The sequence below is a fragment of the Pseudomonas sp. genome, from assembly GCF_033723075.1.
GTDB lineage: Bacteria > Pseudomonadota > Gammaproteobacteria > Pseudomonadales > Pseudomonadaceae > Aquipseudomonas.
The window spans coordinates 124,224-143,058 of record NZ_JAWVXU010000007.1 but is presented as its reverse complement, the minus strand read 5'-3'; the positions used below and the strand labels follow the sequence as shown (position 1 = coordinate 143,058).

Annotated in this window: 12 protein-coding genes and 3 pseudogenes; 8 read left to right on the top strand and 7 right to left on the bottom strand. The window is 62.1% G+C overall.

The window, feature by feature from the left end:
- Positions 1 to 333: 333 nt before the first annotated feature.
- The 5 genes from acs to R3355_RS10610 all read left to right on the top strand — a co-directional run bounded on the left by acs (position 334) and on the right by R3355_RS10610 (position 9,281).
- Positions 334 to 2,286: an acetate--CoA ligase gene (acs, locus tag R3355_RS10630; RefSeq protein ID WP_318961159.1), complete on the top strand. Its 1,953-nt coding sequence runs from the start codon at positions 334 to 336 to the stop codon at positions 2,284 to 2,286.
- A gap of 962 nt (positions 2,287 to 3,248) precedes the next feature.
- Positions 3,249 to 5,288 (top strand): methyl-accepting chemotaxis protein, encoded by a 2,040-nt coding sequence (locus R3355_RS10625; RefSeq protein ID WP_318961158.1) that lies wholly within the window; start codon positions 3,249 to 3,251, stop codon positions 5,286 to 5,288.
- Positions 5,289 to 5,711: 423 nt separating this feature from the next.
- Positions 5,712 to 7,169, top strand: a complete 1,458-nt coding sequence (locus R3355_RS10620; RefSeq protein ID WP_318961157.1) for an NAD-dependent succinate-semialdehyde dehydrogenase — start codon at positions 5,712 to 5,714, stop codon at positions 7,167 to 7,169.
- 52 nt (positions 7,170 to 7,221) lie between these two features.
- Complete coding sequence (locus tag R3355_RS10615) at positions 7,222 to 8,301, top strand: tartrate dehydrogenase (protein WP_318961156.1); 1,080 nt, start codon at positions 7,222 to 7,224, stop codon at positions 8,299 to 8,301.
- Between the two features lie 149 nt (positions 8,302 to 8,450).
- A complete protein-coding gene (locus R3355_RS10610; RefSeq protein WP_318961155.1) occupies positions 8,451 to 9,281 on the top strand; it encodes a substrate-binding periplasmic protein in 831 nt (276 codons plus the stop codon).
- Between the two features lie 98 nt (positions 9,282 to 9,379).
- On the opposite strand, the gene R3355_RS10605 is transcribed toward R3355_RS10610, so the two are convergent.
- Positions 9,380 to 10,306, bottom strand: coding sequence for a glyoxylate/hydroxypyruvate reductase A (locus R3355_RS10605; protein ID WP_318961154.1), 927 nt, complete (start codon positions 10,304 to 10,306; stop codon positions 9,380 to 9,382).
- Positions 10,307 to 10,578: 272 nt separating this feature from the next.
- Here R3355_RS10605 and gabT point away from each other — a divergent pair, with 272 nt between their 5' ends.
- The 3 genes from gabT to R3355_RS10590 all read left to right on the top strand — a co-directional run bounded on the left by gabT (position 10,579) and on the right by R3355_RS10590 (position 13,157).
- Complete coding sequence (gene gabT, locus R3355_RS10600) at positions 10,579 to 11,877, top strand: 4-aminobutyrate--2-oxoglutarate transaminase (protein ID WP_318961153.1); 1,299 nt, start codon at positions 10,579 to 10,581, stop codon at positions 11,875 to 11,877.
- Positions 11,878 to 11,968: 91 nt separating this feature from the next.
- On the top strand, positions 11,969 to 12,625 hold the full coding sequence (locus R3355_RS10595; RefSeq protein ID WP_318945968.1) for a 2-haloalkanoic acid dehalogenase: 657 nt from the start codon (positions 11,969 to 11,971) through the stop codon (positions 12,623 to 12,625).
- Between the two features lie 43 nt (positions 12,626 to 12,668).
- Complete coding sequence (locus tag R3355_RS10590; RefSeq protein WP_172149405.1) at positions 12,669 to 13,157, top strand: Lrp/AsnC family transcriptional regulator; 489 nt, start codon at positions 12,669 to 12,671, stop codon at positions 13,155 to 13,157.
- A gap of 57 nt (positions 13,158 to 13,214) precedes the next feature.
- Here the strand turns inward: R3355_RS10590 and R3355_RS24345 are convergent.
- The 6 genes and pseudogenes from R3355_RS24345 to R3355_RS10570 all read right to left on the bottom strand — a co-directional run.
- A pseudogene (locus R3355_RS24345) lies at positions 13,215 to 13,413 on the bottom strand (hypothetical protein); the annotation flags it as partial.
- A gap of 74 nt (positions 13,414 to 13,487) precedes the next feature.
- On the bottom strand, positions 13,488 to 14,942 hold the full coding sequence (locus R3355_RS10585) for an NAD-dependent succinate-semialdehyde dehydrogenase (RefSeq protein WP_318961152.1): 1,455 nt from the start codon (positions 14,940 to 14,942) through the stop codon (positions 13,488 to 13,490).
- Positions 14,943 to 15,016: 74 nt separating this feature from the next.
- The gene (locus tag R3355_RS10580; RefSeq protein ID WP_318961151.1) at positions 15,017 to 16,075 is read right to left on the bottom strand and encodes an extracellular solute-binding protein; all 1,059 of its coding nucleotides are present in this window, start codon (positions 16,073 to 16,075) and stop codon (positions 15,017 to 15,019) included.
- Positions 16,076 to 16,119: 44 nt separating this feature from the next.
- Positions 16,120 to 16,635 (bottom strand): annotated as a pseudogene (locus tag R3355_RS24340) (methyl-accepting chemotaxis protein); the annotation flags it as partial.
- Between the two features lie 342 nt (positions 16,636 to 16,977).
- Positions 16,978 to 18,063, bottom strand: a pseudogene (locus tag R3355_RS24335) (HAMP domain-containing protein); the annotation flags it as partial.
- 196 nt (positions 18,064 to 18,259) lie between these two features.
- Positions 18,260 to 18,625: a dihydrodipicolinate synthase family protein gene (locus tag R3355_RS10570; protein WP_318961149.1), complete on the bottom strand. Its 366-nt coding sequence runs from the start codon at positions 18,623 to 18,625 to the stop codon at positions 18,260 to 18,262.
- Positions 18,626 to 18,835 lie beyond the last annotated feature (210 nt).

The following is an 18,835-nucleotide window of genomic DNA, read 5'->3' as shown; positions in this document are numbered from 1 at the left end:
CTACCTAGCGTCATCAAACCACCGACGATTTCTCGCCCGGGGGAGGCATGAAACAGGCCAGGGCGCCATCGAAGCTAGGCAGAGCATGCAACGGCATTCGCAACTGACCGCCGCCGCACTGCTCTGCCGCAAAGCGTCGAGCTGCTCGGCCAATTGCGCTGCTTCGGTGTCCTGCCTGGCGAGGCACTTCAAGCGCCTCTGTGAGATGGCGCGACGTCAGTACAGCGCACGTTGTATGCAAACCTCGGGTCAGTGAACTCTTTAGCAGCAGCCGATAGCCGCCTGTGGTAACGGGCGGTTGAAACAAGTGCAAGTAATTCATGGAAATTATTGATGAGTGAAGTGAAAATTTATCCGGTCGATCCGGAATTCGCCGCCAAGGCGCATATCGACAATGGCAAGTACCAGACGATGTACGAGCAATCGGTCAAGGAGCCGGATACCTTCTGGGGGGAGCACGGCAAGCGCCTGGATTGGTTCACCCCCTACACCAAGGTTAAGCATACCTCCTTCGATCGCCATAACGTCGATATCCGCTGGTTCGAGGACGGCACCCTCAACGCGTCCTACAACTGCCTGGACCGCCACCTGGAGACACGCGGCGACCAGGTCGCCATCATTTGGGAAGGCGACGATCCCTGCGAATCGGAGACGATCACCTACCGCGACCTGTACGAGCGCGTCTGCCGCTTCGCCAACGCCCTTAAGGCGCAGGGCGTCGAGAAGGGCGACGTGGTCACCCTCTACCTGCCGATGATTCCGGAAGCGGCGGTGGCAATGCTGGCCTGTGCCCGTATCGGTGCCGTGCACTCCATCGTCTTCGGCGGCTTCTCGCCGGAAGCGCTGGCGGCGCGTATCGAGGGCGCCAACTCCAAGCTGGTGATTACCTCCAACTACTCGCTGCGCGGCGGCAAGGTGGTGCCGCTGAAGGAGAACGTCGACAAGGCGCTGAAGCACCCGGGTGCCGCGGCCTGCGCCGAGACGGTGATCGTCGTCAAGCGCGTCGACAAGGACGTGGCCTGGGAGTCTGGTCGCGACTTCTGGTACGAGGAGGCGGTTGCCGCCGCGTCCACCGACTGCCCGGCCGCCGAGATGGAGGCGGAAGCGCCGCTGTTCATCCTCTACACCTCCGGCTCCACCGGCGCGCCCAAGGGCCTCAAACACACCACCGGCGGTTACCTGGTCTATGCGTCGATGACCCATGAGTACGTCTTCGACTACCACGAAGGCGATATCTACTGGTGCACCGCGGACGTCGGCTGGGTCACCGGCCACAGCTACATCGTCTACGGCCCGCTGGCTAACGGCGCCACCACCCTGATGTTCGAGGGCGTGCCGAGCTATCCGGACAACAGCCGTTTTGGCCGTGTGATCGAGAAGCACAAGGTCACCCAGTTCTACACCGCCCCGACCGCCGTTCGCGCGCTGATGCAGCAGGGCGAAGACGTGCTGGGCGATTCCGACCTTTCCAGCCTCAAGCTGCTGGGCTCGGTCGGCGAACCGATCAACCCGGAAGCCTGGGAATGGTATCACCGCGTCGTTGGCCAGGGCCGCTGCCCGATCGTCGACACCTGGTGGCAGACCGAAACCGGCGGCATCATGATCGTGCCACTGCCGGGCGCGACCGGTGCCAAGCCAGGCTCGGCGACTCGCCCGTTTTTTGGTATCCAGCCGGCACTGGTGGATAACGAAGGCAAAGAACTCGAGGGGGCCGTCGGCGGCAACCTGGTGCTCAAGGACTCCTGGCCCGGCCAGAGCCGCTCTATCTGGGGCGACCACGAACGCTTCGTGCAGGCCTACTTCTCGACCTTCAAGGGCTACTACACCACCGGCGACGGAGCGCGCCGCGACGAGGACGGCTTCTATTGGATCACCGGCCGGGTCGATGATGTCATTAACGTATCCGGCCACCGCATGGGGACCGCCGAGATCGAATCGGCACTGGTGGCGCACCCGGTGGTCGCGGAAGCAGCGGTGGTGGGCTATCCGCATCACATCAAGGGGCAGGGCATCTACGTCTATGTCACCCTGCAGGCAGGCTTCGAGCAATCCGACGAGCTGCGAAAGGCACTGCGCAACTGGGTACGCGGCGAAATCGGCCCGATCGCTTCGCCGGACCTGATCCAGTTCGCCCCGGGCATGCCGAAGACCCGCTCCGGCAAGATCATGCGCCGCATCCTACGCAAGATCGCCGAAGACGACTACGGCAGCCTCGGCGACACCTCGACCCTGGCAGATCCGAGCGTAGTCGACGAGCTGATCGAGAAGCGGTTGAACCGGAAGTGACGGGATAGTGGCTCGTCATCGTTATTCGGTACCCTGAGGGCGCCTGGCAGGGCATGTTTCGCTGCACTCGAGGTGTTCTACGCGAGGCGAGCCGCACCGCCTGGAGGTGGTGCGCAATTGGGTAAACCAGGCGGCGGGATATCCCCGCCGTCAGGCTGCACATGCCTCAGGGGACGAGTCATCTGCGAGCGGTGCCCCCCTGTTTTTCATCGACTTTTCATCGACAATATCGATTGCCAGGAAGTTCGAGCCTGACTCTTTATCATGCTCCCCGCTTCAAGATTGTAATGCTCAACCTATCCCGGACAGTGGGTTAAGTTTTTCTTCCGCCACCGCAGGCGGTAAACGCGTCCGGAATCCCACGCAGTGCGCTGCATCGATGAGGAAGAGCGTCTGTTCCACGCACTCCCCCGAAGTCCTACGACTGTCAAAGACCTCGACTGCGCGAATACGCAGCTACCGGGGCGGGAGAACTGTGCGTAACAGGCGCAGCCTGATGTGCCAATAAGGACGTCGTTTACAAAGTTTCCTGCTGTCCGAGCACCAAGTTTCGGTAAATCCGCACGAGCAAAAATAGTCATACTCACTCATACACGGTGCAACCGTAGCTAGAAAAGGCAGGCTCCAGTGGATCTCGATAGACAACGATCATCGGCTATGCGTCGAGGAAGTCGCCAAAGGCAAGGTTTTAGCTCCGGGGACCCAGCCGCGTCGCAGGGCGCGCGTTCTCGATGGCCTGCCTGTTACCCCAGCCTCTCGTCCGGCCCTGCCGAATCCGCCTCTCTCGGATATGGCAGGGCCGGCTCGCGTCCGCACCTTCCGTCATAAACCCACTGATGATTTCTCGCCCGAGAAAGGGGCGAGTGAGTCTGCGAAGGCCGCTGCCTTAGTCGAAAACAATAACCAAAAGCGGGACTACCGAGCCTCCTCGCGCGTCCTGACAACACGCTGGGAGTCCTTCCATGAAAGCCCTCGAACGTCTTTCCTTCTCCGGCAAGTTCGTCTTGCTCGGTGTATTGGCCCTCACCCTGATCGTCGTGCCGACCATCCTCTATGTGCTGGGTGCGCTGAGCAGTGGACGTCAGGCCGAGCGCGAATTGCATGGTATCGCGCCGGTGCAGGCGCTGTTGCACCTGGTCGCGCTGACCCAGCAGCATCGCGGTATGGCCACCACCATTCTCGGCGGTGACAGCAGTCTGCAGCAGGCCCGCCTGGCCAAACAGGCCGAGTTGCAGCGTAGCTTCGAGGCGAGCGAGCAGACACTGCGCGCGGCCGAGGTCGACGCGGATCTATTGAGCTCTTGGCAGCAGGTGCGCGAGCAATGGCACGCCCTGTCCGAAGAGATCGACCAGGGCTCCATCAAGGCCAGGCCGAGCATGCAGCGGCATACGCAACTGATTGCGTCCAGCCTGCTGATCGAGGACGCCTTGCTCGATCATTTCGAACTGTCCCTGGATCCGCTTCTGGAAACCTATTCGCTGATGAACGCGGCGCTGATCGAGATGCCGCACACCGCCGAGCTGTTCGGCCAATTGAGCGGCTTCGGTGCCCTGTATCTGGTGCAGGGGCGAATTCTGCCGGAGCAACAGGGGGCCTTGATGGGGTTGACCGCCCAGGCGCTCGCCAGCTTCGACAGGATGGACCGGGCCTTTGCCAAGGTCGCTGCCGCCGACCCGGCGATCGCCGCCATGCTGGAGGAACCGCTGGCGGCGCTGCGCCAGCAGATCCGGCAGGCCCTGGCATTGACCGATCAACAACTGGTCGCGGTCATCGAGATGGATTTTTCCGGCGGCGGTGCCGGCTTGAAGGTGGCGTACCCGGTTGCGGACTACCTGGCCGCTTATGATCGGCCGATCGGCGCCATGCATGCGCTTGGCGACTCGGCATCGGCGCTGCTCGAGGAGCGGCTGGGCGAGCGTCGTGACCGGCACCGGCAGCATCTGCTGCTGATGTCCGCCGGCCTGCTGGCGCTGCTGCTGGTCGGCGGCACGCTGGCGACGCTGATCGTCCTGCGCTTGCTGAAACAGTTGTCCATGGCCATGGCTGCGGCCGAGCGCATCGCCAAGGGCGACCTGACGCAGGCGCTCGATACCGCCGGTATGGATGAAGCGGCGCGTCTGCTGCAGGCACTGCAGCGCATGCAAGCGGACCTGCGCGGCACCGTCACCCATGTGGTGAATTCCGCCGAGCAGCTCAACTCGACTTCCCAGGCCTTGAGCACGGTGACCGAGGACACCAGCCGCGGTTTGCAGCGACAGAGCGGGGAACTCGATCAGGCCGTGACTGCCGTCACCGAACTGACCACTGCGATCGAAGAGGTGGCGCGCAATGCCGCCTCGGCCTCGGAGGTGTCCCAGGCTGCCGACCGTTGTGCCCGTCAGGGCCAGGGCAGCGTCACCCGCACCGTAGGCGCGATCGAGTCGCTGACCGGCGACATGGCGCATACCGCCGATGCCCTGCAAGCCCTGGCGGGCCAGATAGGTGGTATCGGCTCGGTGCTGGATGTGATTCGCGGGATTGCCGAGCAGACCAATCTGTTGGCCTTGAACGCCGCGATCGAGGCCGCCCGGGCGGGCGAAAGCGGCCGCGGCTTCGCCGTGGTGGCGGACGAGGTGCGGGCCTTGGCGCAAAGAACCCAGGAGTCGACCAAGCAGATCGAGACCATCATCGGCTCGGTGCAGCAAGGCAGCCAGGGCGCTCTGCGTTCCATGCATAGCAGCAATGAGAAAACCCAGGACACCCTGGAACTGGCGCGTGCGGCGGGCACTGCATTGACTGCCATCGTCGAGGCGATCGGCCAGATCAACGAACGCAACCTGAGCATTGCCAGCGCCACCGAAGAGCAATCCTACGTAGCCCGCGAGGTGGACAGTAATTTGCTGAATATCCGCGATGTGTCCATCCAGACCACGGCCGGGGCCAATCAGACCCGTACCTCCAGCCTGGAACTCGCCGGCCTGGCCAGCGAGCTGAGTGGGATGATCAAGCACTTCAACGTCTGAGCGCAGTATTGATGTGGGGGCTTTAGCCGCGATTGACCTTGGACGCAGCCCCGTAGGTTGGGTTAGCGGCGATTATTGCGGTTCAAGCAGCGACATCGTCGTCGGCCGCCGCATAACCCAACAGATCGCATGCCGGAACGACACGGCGCAGAAGTCTTGTTGGGTTACGCGGCGTTCGGTAGCGGTGGTGTTTGTGCGCCCAGTGCAGCGCCGCTAACCCAACCTACGGAAGCTGCATCCTATCCGTGTCGCGCCACCAGAAGCCCCTCCCGGAGCTGCACTCCCGCCAACAATTCACACACCCAGTAGAGCCTGCCGTCGCCGGGCGATATTCAGCATCCAACGCTGCTGGGCGAGCGCTTTCAGCATCCTCGTCTGTAGCCTCTGCATAGACTGGAAGCTGTCTCGGAACAGGACTCGACCATGCTCAAGAATCGTTTGAAAGACCCCAGCCTGCTGGCAGAACTCGCCTACATCGATGGGCAATGGATCGCTGCCGATAACGCAGCCACTCTGGATGTCGTCGACCCGGCTAACGGCGAGTGCCTGGCCCGGGTTCCGGCTCTGCAAGGCGGCGAAACCCGTCGCGCCATCGACGCCGCCGAACGCGCCTGGCCGGCCTGGCGAGCGCGGCCTGCGGCAGAACGTGCGGCGCTGCTGGAGCGTTGGTATCAGGCCATGCTCGATAACCTCGACGACCTGGCCTTGATCATGACCTGCGAGCAGGGCAAGCCACTCAACGAAGCCAAGGGTGAAATCCGCTACGGCGCCAGCTTCGTCAAATGGTTCGCCGAGGAGGCCCGACGGATTTACGGCGAAACCATTCCGGCGCCCAGTGGCGACCGCCGCCTGCTGACCCTGAAGCAACCGGTCGGGGTTTGCGCCGCTATCACCCCGTGGAACTTCCCCAATGCGATGATCACCCGCAAGTGCGCGCCGGCCCTGGCGGCCGGCTGCCCGGTGATCGTCAAGCCTTCGGACCTGACGCCGCTGTCGGCGTTGGCACTGGCCGTGCTGGCCGAGCGGGTCGGGATTCCTGCCGGGGTGTTCAACGTAGTCACCGGCATGCCAGCTGGGATCGGCGAGGAACTGACCGACAACCCGACGGTGCGCAAGATTTCCTTCACCGGCTCGACCGCTGTGGGCAGCTTGCTGATGCGCCAGAGCGCCGATCAGATCAAGCGCCTCAGCCTCGAGTTGGGCGGCAATGCGCCCTTCATCGTGTTCGACGACGCCGACTTGGAACAGGCAGTGGCCGGGGTCATGCAGAGCAAGTTCCGCAACGCCGGACAGACCTGCGTCTGCGCCAATCGGATCCTGGTGCAGGACGGTATCTACGAGCGCTTCTCTCAGCGCCTGGTGGAAGAGGTGGGCAAGCTCAAGATCGGTAATGGCCTGGAGGAGGGCGTGACCATCGGCCCGCTGATCAATGCGGCGGCGGTGAGCAAGGTCGCCCGGCATATCGACGATGCCTTGAGTAACGGTGGGCGTTTGCTCTGTGGCGGCATCCCTGAAGGGGACAGCCAGTTCGTTCAGCCGACGGTGCTCGGCGAGGCGCATGCCGGCATGCTGTTGGCCAACGAGGAAACCTTCGGCCCGGTGGCACCGCTGATGCGCTTTACCGACGAGGCCGAAGCTCTGGCCCTGGCCAATGCCACACCCTATGGCTTGGCCGCATACTTCTTCACCCAGGATCTGCGCCGCTCTTGGCGTTTCGCCGAGGCATTGGAGTTCGGCATGGTCGGCCTCAATACCGGGCTCATCTCCATGGAGGTCGCGCCGTTCGGCGGTATGAAACAGTCCGGCCTGGGCCGCGAGGGCTCCAAGTACGGCCTGGACGAGTACCTGGAAGTCAAGGCCTTCCATATCGGCGGGCTGTAGGGCGACGGTTTTAGAACAGGCTTGATTGACGCGAATCCGACAAGGTAACGACATGAGCAAGACATTCAGAATCGCCGCGATCGCCGGCGACGGCATCGGCAAGGAAATAATGCCCGAAGGGCTGCGGGTGCTGGAGCAGGCAGCGCGCAAGTGGGATCTGGACCTGAGCATCGAAGTGCTCGATTGGGCGCACTGCGATTACTACCTGGAACACGGGCAGATGATGCCCGCCGATTGGTTCGAGCAGCTGAAAGGCTTCGATGCCATCTACTTCGGCGCCGTCGGCTGGCCGGACAAGGTGCCGGATCATATTTCCCTGTGGGGCTCGCTGCTCAAGTTCCGCCGAGACTTCGATCAGTACGTGAATATCCGCCCGGTGCGCTTGTTCCCCGGCGTGCCCTGCCCGCTGGCCGGACGCGAACCTGGCGATATCGATTTCGTGGTGATCCGCGAAAATACCGAGGGCGAATACTCCTCGGTGGGCGGCAAGATGTTCGAAGGCAGCGAGCATGAGTTCGTATTGCAGGAATCGGTGTTTACCCGTCGTGGCGTGGACCGGATTCTCAAGTACGCCTTCGACCTGGCACAGACCCGCCCGCGCAAGCGTCTGACTGCGGCGACCAAGTCCAACGGCATCTCGATTAGCATGCCGTACTGGGACGAGCGCACCGCGCTGATGGCCGAGCAGTACCCGGAGATCACCTGGGACAAGCAGCACATCGATATTCTCTGTGCGCGCTTCGTGTTGCAGCCGGACCGCTTCGATGTGGTGGTGGCGTCGAACCTGTTCGGCGACATCCTTTCCGATCTGGGCCCGGCCTGCGCCGGCACCATCGGCATCGCCCCTTCTGCCAACCTGGACCCGGAGCGGCGCTTCCCGTCGCTGTTCGAGCCGGTGCACGGTTCGGCCCCGGATATCTACGGGCGCAATATCGCCAACCCGATCGCGATGATCTGGTCCGGTGCCCTGATGCTGGATTTCCTCGGCAATGGCGATGAACGCTACCGCGCCGCTCACAACGGCATTCTCAAGGCCATCGAGCAGATCATCGCCGAAGGGCCGATAACGCCCGACCTCGGCGGTCAGGGCTCGACCCAGGATGTCGGCAAGGCGATCGCCGCAGCGCTCTGAGCGCCTACCTGAGTTGTTGGTGTGTCACCCTTTTAGCCCGCTCACACTGCGGGCTTTTTTTTGCGCCTCGATCGGCCAAGGGCTTGATGCTGCCCCGAGCCGAGTCTGCTGGCAGTCGATTTTAACCGCGTCATGCAGGACGGTTGCGTATGCGTATATTTCTGGTCGGGTTATTGGCTTGCGCCTTGCCTGTCATGAGCTGGGCTAGCCCGCCTATCGAAGTGACCATCCTCTGCGACGCCGGCTACCCGCCATACAGCTATGCCGAGGGAGATCAAGCCAGGGGCCTTTACCACGATATCCTGCGCGCAGCTTTTGCCCGCATGCCGGAGTATCGCGTGCATATTCGCCCCGTGCCCTGGGCTCGCGGGCTGGCAGAGTTGGCCAAGGGCCGAGCCTTCGCTCTCTATCCGCCGTATTTCCGGCCCGGCGAGCGGCCATGGATGGACTACTCGCGGCCAATTTTGCAGGAGAAGCTGGTGGTCTTCATGCGCGCCGAGTTAGCTCGAACACTCCCGGACGAGCGATTTCCGCACGCATATGGCGGCCTGCGTATTGGCCAGAACAGGGGCTTTATCAATATCGTCGACCAGAACTACCAGCTCATGCTGGCCAGAGGCGAGCTGCACCAGCTCTATGTCAAGGACAACCGCACCAGCCTGGCCATGCTTTATAGGGGGAGATTGGATGCCTATATCAATGATCGCCGCTCCGTCCTCTGGGAACTGGAGCGGATGCAGCGCGACGGCGTCTTCAGGGGCAGTAGTCTCGATTGGGTAGTCGAAGGGCCCTGGCTCTCCGGTGAGGAGGGGCATCTCGGTTATACCCGGGTCAACGCGGCTGCTTATCCTTACAAGAAGGACTTTATGAAACGCCTCGACGCCATCCTGGCCGATCTGGAGCGTGAAGGTAGCATCGTCCGCCTGGCAAAGCGCTACGATCTGATGAATCCCTTGGTCTCCCAGACCGAGGGGATATAGCAGGCTGTCTCAGCTCGTAGGGTGCGCTGCGCGCACCAGGCACCCGCTTGTCAGTGGTTGCGCACGGCGCCCCCTACACGCCGAATGCGAAGAGCCGGCTAGTAACCCTGCTTGTGATCGATCTGACCGAGCATGGCTTCGCCGCGTTGATGCCGGCGGATATTTTCCAGCAGCACACCAAATGCGCTTTCCGGTTGGGTCATCGCGGCGATATGCGGCGTCAGCAGAATCTGCGGGTGGTGCCAGAAAGGATGGTCCGGCGCGGCAGGTTCTTGTTGCAGCACGTCGAGCACCGCGGCGCTGAGCTGGCCGCTGGCCAGGGCGCTGAGCAGGTCCTCTTCCACCAGGTGGCCGCCACGACCCATATTGACCAGGGCGGCGCCGCGGGGCAGCTGCTGAAACAGCTGACGGTCGAGAATCCCTTGGGTCTGCTCGGTCAGCGGCAGGACGCACAGCAGGATGTCGCACTGGCCGAGGAAAGCCGGCAGTTGCTCGGCGCCGGCAAAACAATCGACCCCGGGTATGCGGTGTTGGCTGCGCGCCCAGCCCGACAGGGCAAAGCCATAGGGCTGCAAGCTGGCGAGTATCTGCTGGGCCTGTAGGCCGAGGCCCATGACCCCGACCCGGCGTTGCTGTGCGGGAACCAGGCGGTGTGCTTGCCAGTGCCGGTCGGCCTGCTGCTGACGGTAGCGCAGCATGTCCCGGTGCAGGCCGAGCACGGCGAAACTGGCGTATTCGCACATGCCCTGGGTGATGCCCGGGTCGAGCAAACGGACCACCGGCAAGCTCGTCGGCAAGCGGCCGAGGTCGAGCTGGTCGACGCCTGCCGACAGGGCGAATAGCACCTGCAGGTTTGGCAGCAGCGTCTCGAGATCGTCCGGCGCCTGCCAGGCCGCCAGGTAGCGAATCTCCCGCGGATCGCCGATGTCTGGCCAGGCGCGCCATTCGATATCCGGGGCCTGTTTGGCGAACAGTGCTTGCCACTGTTCGCCGCGCACCGGGTCGGCTTTGTAGAGCAGGGCCATGGGCATTTCCTCCTATAAACGAAGATAGCCAGCATGCCCGAATGGCAGAGCAGGATCTGTCGAAAGGGCCGGGGCAAAGGGATGGCGCCGGGTTGTATAGGGTGGATCCCGGCAGATTCCATGGCTTGAAGGATTCTGCCGTTTGCCGGGGTGAAAACAGTCGATCCGAATTTCTCAGGGGCCAAGTTCGGCGTAGAGCGTTGTGTCGAAGGCTTAACCTGAAGCACATCGCAGCCGCCTCCCGGTTGCCGGGCTCACTTATGGGAGATGCCATGAACAGCAAAGTCGAAGAAACCCCTTATCTGCTCCAGCAGCGTGATCAGTTCGTGCCACGTGGCTTGGTCACTGCCCATCCGCTGGTCGCCGATCGGGCCCAGGGCGCCGAACTGTGGGATGTCGACGGCAGACGTTACCTGGACTTCGTCGGCGGTATCGGTGTGATGAACATCGGTCACAATCATCCGAAGGTGGTCGCGGCGGTACAGGCGCAGATGCAGAAGGTCACCCACGCCTGCTTCCAGGTGGTGGCCTATCAGCCCTATCTCGATCTGGTACAACGCTTGTGCGAGTTGGTCGCTGGCTCCAGTGGCATTGCGCATAAGGCGGCACTGTTCACCTCGGGTGCAGAGGCTGTGGAGAATGCGGTGAAGATTGCCCGCGCCCATACTAAGCGCCCGGCGGTCATCTCCTTTCGTGGCGGTTTCCATGGCCGTACCTTGCTCGGTACGACCCTGACCGGCATGAGCCAGCCCTATAAGCAGAACTTCGGCATGGCGCCCGAGGTGTTCCACACGCCGTATCCGAATGCCTATCGTGGTTTCACCAGCGAGATGGCGCTGCAGGCCCTCAACGAGTTGTTTGCCACCCAGGTCTCGCCAGATCGCGTCGCCGCGATCATCATCGAGCCGGTACAGGGCGACGGCGGTTTCCTCTCGGCACCGGCGGAATTCCTTCAGGCGCTACGCGAGTTGACCACGCGCCATGGCATCGTGCTGATTCTCGATGAAGTGCAGACTGGCTTCGGCCGCACCGGCACCTGGTTCGGTTTCCAGCATGCCGGGATTCAGCCGGATCTGGTTACCGTGGCCAAGAGCCTGGCCGCCGGCATGCCGATTTCGGGCGTGGTCGGCCGTGCGGAAATCATGGACTCACCAGCCCCCGGCGGCCTCGGCGGTACCTACGGCGGTAACGCGCTAGCGTGCGCGGCGGCGTTGGCGGTGATCGACACCTACGAGCAGGAACAGTTGCTGGCGCGCGGCGACAAGCTGGGCGAACGTCTGCGCCAGGGCCTGATGCGCCTGCAAGCGCGCCACCCGCAGCAGATCGGTGATGTACGCGGCACCGGCCTTATGCTGGCGATCGAGTTGGTCAAGGACGACGCGAACCGCAGCCCGGATCCAGAGCTGAATCAGCAGCTGATCGATGAGGCCCGCAACGGCGGTCTGCTGGTGATCAAATGTGGTGTGTACCGCAACGTGCTGCGTTTCCTCGCGCCTCTGGTCACCGACGACACGCAGATCGACGAAGCCCTGGAAATTCTCGAGGCAGCCCTGGCACGTGTGTTGAGTTGAGCTAAGTCCTCGGTCGGCGCGCACTGTTCGCTCCGACCGAGGAGGTTTTGGAGCATGGATCGATGAAGTGCATCAGAGGAGGCTACACACCATGGACCTGACTGATTATCGAGCGCTGCTGATCGACTGTGATGAAGTCCTGGTCGATCGGGATACCGGCGTCTGGACGGCCTTGCAGCCGTTGCTGGAAAACCGCCCCGGCATGCTGGGGCGGGAAGAGGTACTGAGCGAATTCAATGAGGCGGTGCGTGCGCTCTATCCGCGTTTCTCCGAGCTGGGTTTCAGCGGCTTACTGTGCTTCGCCCATCGTCAGTTGGCCGAGCGCTTGGGGCTCAAGGTCAGTTGGGAGGAGGGGATGACGTTCGCCCGTTCGGTACGCAACTGGTCGCTGTTCGAAGACGCGCCCGGCGCCATGCTGTATCTGCGCAAGTTCTATCGGCTGCTGGTGCATGGGGACCGTGATGCCGAGGATCGTGAGGCGCTCTGCGAGCGCTTGGGAATCATGCCCGAGGATTTGCTTTCCCCTGCCAGCAAGCCATTGGAGGACCGCGCCTGGTTGCTCGCTAACGAGCTCAAGGCCGAGGATATTCTGCAGGTGTCGAGGTACCCCGCCGAGTCACCCGCATCGGCGGGGTTGTGCCTGATAAATCGTGGCCATGGCCACTATACTCAGCAGTGTCCGGCGGACTATTGCATCAACAGCATGGCCGATCTGGTTGCTCAGCATCAGCTGTCTTTGCGGCGCTGAGTTTGCTAAAAGACTGCCTACGAATAGCGATCGAGAGGTACGCATGGAAGGTTTAGTCAAGCTGGACCGAATCGACATCAATATCTTGGTCGAGCTGCAAAAAGACGGTCGCATCACCAACGTCAAACTGGCCGATGCGGTCGGCCTATCGGCCAGTCCCTGCCTGCAGCGGGTCAAGCGGCTCGAATCGGCCGGGTATATTTCCGGCTATAAGGCCCATCTCAATCTGGCCAAGATCACCGACTCGGTGACGGTATTCACCGAGATCACCCTCCACGACCACAAACGCGAAGACTTCGCCAAATTCGAGTCCAATATCCGCTTGGTCGATGAGGTGCTCGAGTGCCACTTGATCAGCGGCGGCTACGATTACCTGGTGCGCTTTATGACTAGCAGCATCCAGCATTATCAGGCGGTGATGGAAGGCCTGTTGGACAAGAACATTGGCATTTCCAAGTACTTCAGTTACATCGTCATCAAGTCGCCTGTGCTGAAAGATGGGATCCCGCTGCGCAAACTGTTGCGTCATTGATCTGTACTCGCGCATTCAGTAGGGTTAAGCACGGCACGAGAACCGCAGCAGTTTTTTCTTGGCTTCAGCTGGCCAGTTATTGGCGTTTTCTTGTCTCAGGGCACTACCGCGGCTCCTGCTTTGAGTTTGGTGCGCCAAGCAAACAGGCTGGCTTGCGCTTACCTTTTTGAGGTGACAACTCGCCAACTGACATGTTTGGCCGGCAGCGTCGAATTTCCCACTTGAGTCTGTGCAAAGAAGGCCTGCCGGCACCCAGTAGTGTGCTTAGGGAATCACTGAAGAAAACTTCCTTATTTTGGCAAAATACGTGGATTTTCTGTTCCGCTCATTTCAGACGATACTCAGGCACATGTACTTTTGCTCGATGTAGTCGTCGATGCCGTAGTGCGAGCCTTCCCGGCCGAGACCGGATTGCTTGATGCCGCCGAAGGGGGCCACCTCGGTGGAGATCAGGCCCTCGTTGACGCCGACCATGCCGTATTCCAGCGCCTCGCTGACGCGCCAGGCGCGGCCGAGATTCTGCGTGTAGAGATAGGAGGCAAGGCCGAATTCGGTGTCGTTGGCCATGGCGATGGCTTGGGCTTCAGTCTCGAAGCGAAAGATCGGCGCCAGCGGGCCGAAGGTCTCGTCGCGGGCCACCAGCATATCGGCGCGAACATCGCCCAGCACGGTTGGCTCGAAGAAGCTGCCGCCGAGCGCATGGGGTTTGCCGCCGCTGAGCAAGCGCGCGCCTTTGTTCAGCGCATCGGCGATGTGTTGCTGGATCTTCTCCACGGCCTTGGCATTGATCAGCGGACCCTGTTGCGCGCCATCTTCAGTGGCCGGGGCTACCTTGAGCGCTTCGACGGCAGCGACCAGGCGGCGCGTGAATTCGTCGTAGACGCCGTTCTGCACCAGGAAGCGATTGGTGCAGACGCAAGTCTGTCCGCTGTTGCGGAATTTCGAGCCGATTGCGCCTTGCACCGCGGCGTCCAGGTCGGCGTCGTCGAAGACAATGAAGGGGGCGTTGCCGCCCAGTTCCAGGCTGACCTTCTTGATGCTCTCGGCGCACTGCGCCATCAGTAGCTTGCCGATGCCGGTGGAGCCGGTGAAGGACAGCTTGCGTACCTTGGGGTTGCCGGTCAGTTCGCCGCCGATGGCGCGCGAGTTGTTGCCCGGCACCACGTTGAATACTCCGGCGGGGATGCCCGCGCGCTCGCCGAGTACGGCCAATGCCAGGGCAGACAAGGGCGTTTCCGAGGCCGGCTTGAGCACTACGGTGCAACCGGCGGCCAGGGCCGGGCCGACCTTGCGGGTGATCATGGCGTTGGGGAAGTTCCACGGGGTGATGGCCGCGACCACGCCGATCGGCTGCTTGATCACCACCAGGCGGCGGCCCTGCTTGTCGTGGGGGATCACGTCGCCGTAGGTGCGCTTGGCCTCCTCGGCGAACCACTCGATAAAGCTGGCGCCGTAGGCGATCTCGCCGCGGCTCTCGGCCAGCGGTTTGCCCTGTTCCCAGCTGAGCAGGCGGGCCAGGTCTTCCTGGTTGGCCATGATCAGCTCGAACCAGTTGCGCAGGATGGCGCTACGCTCCTTGGCGGTCTTGCCGCGCCAGGCCGGCCAGGCCGCCTCGGCGGCATCGATGGCGCGGGCGGTCTCGTCCTTGCCGAGCGAGACGACATGGGCGATCAGTTCGCCATTGGCTGGATTGGTCACAGCGAAACGGGCATTGTCGTCGGCTTCGATCCACTGGCCATCGATGTAGGCCTGATCGCGCAGCAGGTTCAGGTCGGTAAGTTGCATCAGGTTCTCCGAAAGATGAATGCTGTCCCTCGAGTGTCGGTTCGAGGGACGTGAGGAAGCTGTTGTGACGAGGTTCAGCGGCGAGCGGCCTTGAATTGTTCCCAGGACTGATCGAGTGCCTGCTTTTGTTCAGGTTTCAGGCTTTCCAGCAGGTAGCTCCGGCGCCGTTGCTCGGTACTCAGGACCTGCATGGGGTTGTCCTTGGCGAAGCTCAGCATCTCGGCCGAAGAGCTTGCCAGCGGAGCGTAGAACTTGGTCACGCGCGCGTTGCGGATGGCGTTTTCCGGTGCGATCAGGAAGTCGATGAAGCCGTAGGCGCGCTCTGGATTCGGTGCGTTGCTCGGTATCGCCAGGGTGTCGATGTAGATCGCCGCTCCTTCTTGTGGAATCCGATAGGTCAGCATCGGGTTTCTTTCCATGGCGTGCATGGCATGTCCGCTCCAGCTCATGGCCAGGCACAACCTTCCTTCGGCCAGTTCGTCAATGTGCTCCCAGTTGTCGAGGGCCCGTAGTCGCGGGGCTAGTACCTCAAGCGCCTGCAAGCTGCGGCCTATTTGTCGGCTGCTGGCGCTGGACAGGCGACGACCTTGGTAATTGAGCAGCAGCGAGGTCGACTCCTCGGGCGCGTCCGGCATGCTCAGGCCGCAACTTGCCAGGCGTGCTGCCTTGCTGGCGTCGAACAACAGGCCCCAGCTGTTGGGAAGGGCCTCGCCGTAGGCGGTTTGAGCCAGTTGCGAATTGACGACCATGCCGATCGATCCCCACAGGTAGGGAACAGCATGCTGGTTGGCCGACGGGATACCCGCGAGCGTAGAGAGCAGCCACGGGTCCAGGCTCGCATGGTTGGACAGGCGGCGAGTGTCGATCGGCGCCAGTTTCCCCTCGGCAATCAGCTGCCTGAGCATGAAGTGCGAGGGAACGACTACGTCGTAGGCGTCACCGTTTTTCATCGCCAGGATCAGTTCGTCGCTGGTGGTGAAGGCGTGGTAATCCACGCGGATGCCGCTCGCCCTCTGAAAGTCCTCGAGTACCCCCGGATCAAAATAGTCCTTCCAACTGTAGAAACGCAGCACATCCTCGGCCTGGGATCCGCCGCAGGTGAGCAGGGCGAGGATGCAGAGCAGATACTTCATGGGACGATTCCTTAATATGCCGGGGCCGCTACGGGGTTTGCACTTCAGGTCCGGAAGTGCTCCACCAGGCGCTGCTGATGGCTGGCCATGTCATTCAGCGATTGGCCCATTTGCGATGACTCTTCTATCCGGGTTGTCAGCGCTTCGCTGATATTGCGAATCCCGCTTACGCGTCGAGTGATTTCCTCCACCACCGCGCATTGTTCCTCTGCGGCGCTGGCGATCTGCCGGTTCATCTGATCAATCACTGCTACCGCGTCACCGATGGTGCGCAAGGCGGTGTGCGTCTCGGCGACCAGTTCGACGCTTTGCCGCGCCTGGTTTCGGCTTAGCTGCATGCTTTCCACTACGTTGTGGGTGAGGCGCTGAAGCGTTTCCACGACCTCGCGGATTTTCCCGACTGAGTTCTGTGTGTGGCTGGCCAGGTGCCGGACTTCATCCGCGACCACCGCAAAACCGCGGCCTTGCTCGCCTGCCCGGGCTGCTTCGATGGCCGCATTGAGGGCCAGCAGGTTGGTCTGTTCCGCGATGGCGCAGATCACATCGAGCACCTGACCGATCTGCTTGCTGCTCTCTGCAAGCGCCTGAATATCCTTCAGGTTTAACTCCACGCCATGGTCCAGCCGTGCGATGCACTCCGTGGTTTTATCGAACACGCCGAGGCCCCTCTGGCTGGCCTGTTCGGCTGCCGTTGCCGATTCGGCGGCTCGCGATGAGCTTTGTGCCACTGCCTGTGCGTTGGCGCTGATCTGCTGGAGTGCCGTGGCGGCTTGATCCACTTCCCGATGTTGCCGATGCATGCCTGCATCGATTTCCTTGGCGATCATGGCGCCGCGGTCGGCGGTGTCGCGGGTATGAAGCGTGGCCTTCTGGATTTCTCCGACTATGGGTTGCAGTTTTTCGAGAAAGCGATTGAAGCCGTTGGCGAGCCTGCCGAGTTCATCGTTGCGGACGTTGGGGATGCGCTGGGTGAGGTCGCCATCACCATCGACGATCGCGTCCAGCACCTCTGCCACCCTGAGTAGCGGGCGAGTGATACCGACCGCGGTGAGTCGGATCAGCAACAAGCCGAGAGTGCTGGCGAAGATGCCCAGGCTGAGGTTCTGCCAGGTGGCCTGGCTATTCCTCTGGTCCAGTTGCGCCTGTAGATCCAGTGCCGGCGCCTGGAGCACGCTGTGCGGAACTCGGATGCGCAATTCCCAGGGTCTGCCCTCGGTAGAGGGGTACAGGGGCTGAAGCACTTCGAGTTCGCTGGCGGAGTCGTCAGCGGTTGCAAAGGGTTTTCCCAGCTCGTCGGGACTGGCGCTATGCCCGGCGAGCAGCCCGCTGGCAGAAACAATGCTGATCTCGCCTTGTCCCTGATACAGGTCGGCGCCAAGGGTTTCAGTCAGCTTCTGCAGACTCGTCAGGCTGATGTCGATGCCTATTACCCCGAGGATTTTGCCGTCTTCGATTAAGGGCAGGGAGATGCTGCTCATCAACGTATTGTGGCCTTCCACCTCGACTGCATAAGGCTCGACCACACAGGGGGCAGCGTTCTCCATCGGGCAGACGTACCAGGCGTTTTCTGGCTCTCTGTCGGGTGGGGCATGGTTGCTGGTGATATTCGCTTCGGTCAGTACCGCCTGAGCCAGCTGTCCCGGTTCGCTTTGCGACCAATAGAGGGCAAAGCGTCCGGTCTCGTTGCCCGCCGCGCCAGGCTGGTTGACGAAGCGTGAGTCCTGGCCGTCCAGGGCATCCGGCAGCAGTACCACATAGATGCCGAGCATCTGCGGTTTCTCGCGTAGTGCATTCTGGGTCTTGGTCACGATCTTGTGGCGCAGTTGCTCGGCGGAAATCAGTCCTTCGCTGGACTGTTCGCGCAGTTGCAGCACCTGATTGGCGAACCCCTCGCCATATAGCCTTGCTTCGTCGAAGAAGCGTTCGACGCGCAGGCCCTGGGCTGCTGCACTCTCTTCCAGGCGTGCCTGGGCCGATTCCCCGAGCATTCGGGCGCCTTCGCGCTTGAGCAGTTCGGCATTCTGGTGGGTCTGATACAGGGTGGCGCCAAGCAGGACGACAACAACGGCCAACAGACAAAATCCGCTCAGCAGGCTGATTCGCCACTGAATACTAAGGCGGTCGAAGGGCATGGGGCGTGATCTCCTGTGGGGGTACGGCGCGGAGTGGCAGGGCGTAACGGCCTCAGGATGCAGGGGCTGCGAGGCGGGCTTGCAGAGCGGCGCGTAGAGATTCTTCATGACGTGGGGAGAGCCAGGTCATGGGCCAGCGGATTCCCTTGGCGATCAGGCTCATCTGCTGCAGGGCCCACTTGACCGGAACAGGGTTGGGCTCGATGAACAAGGCGGCGTTAAGTGCTTGCAGGCGGGCATCGAGTCCGCGTGCGCTGTCCTCGTCACCGCTGAGCGCAGCGGCGCACCGACTGGCCACGACAAGGGCGTCGGTGCTTTCGCCTAAGCGGAACGCCACCAGCCGTTCCAGGCTGTCGTAGTCCACCTGACCCGTATGGGACATCGGTGTGACGAGGGCGGCAATGCTTCCTCTGATCATTTTTTCTGGCCTCAGATCTTCTTGTTGTTCTTCACGGCGAGGTAGGGCGGCCGCTTGTGAGTGGGCGTCCTTGGTCGATGATAGGTGTGCCGCGCGCAGGAGCGATATCCCAAATCGGCAGGTTCGCGAGGGGAGGGAGCCATGGGCCTGATACATATTGGAGCGTGAACTTCGATGCTGCCGATTTGGGATAGCGGACTATCCGGGGTA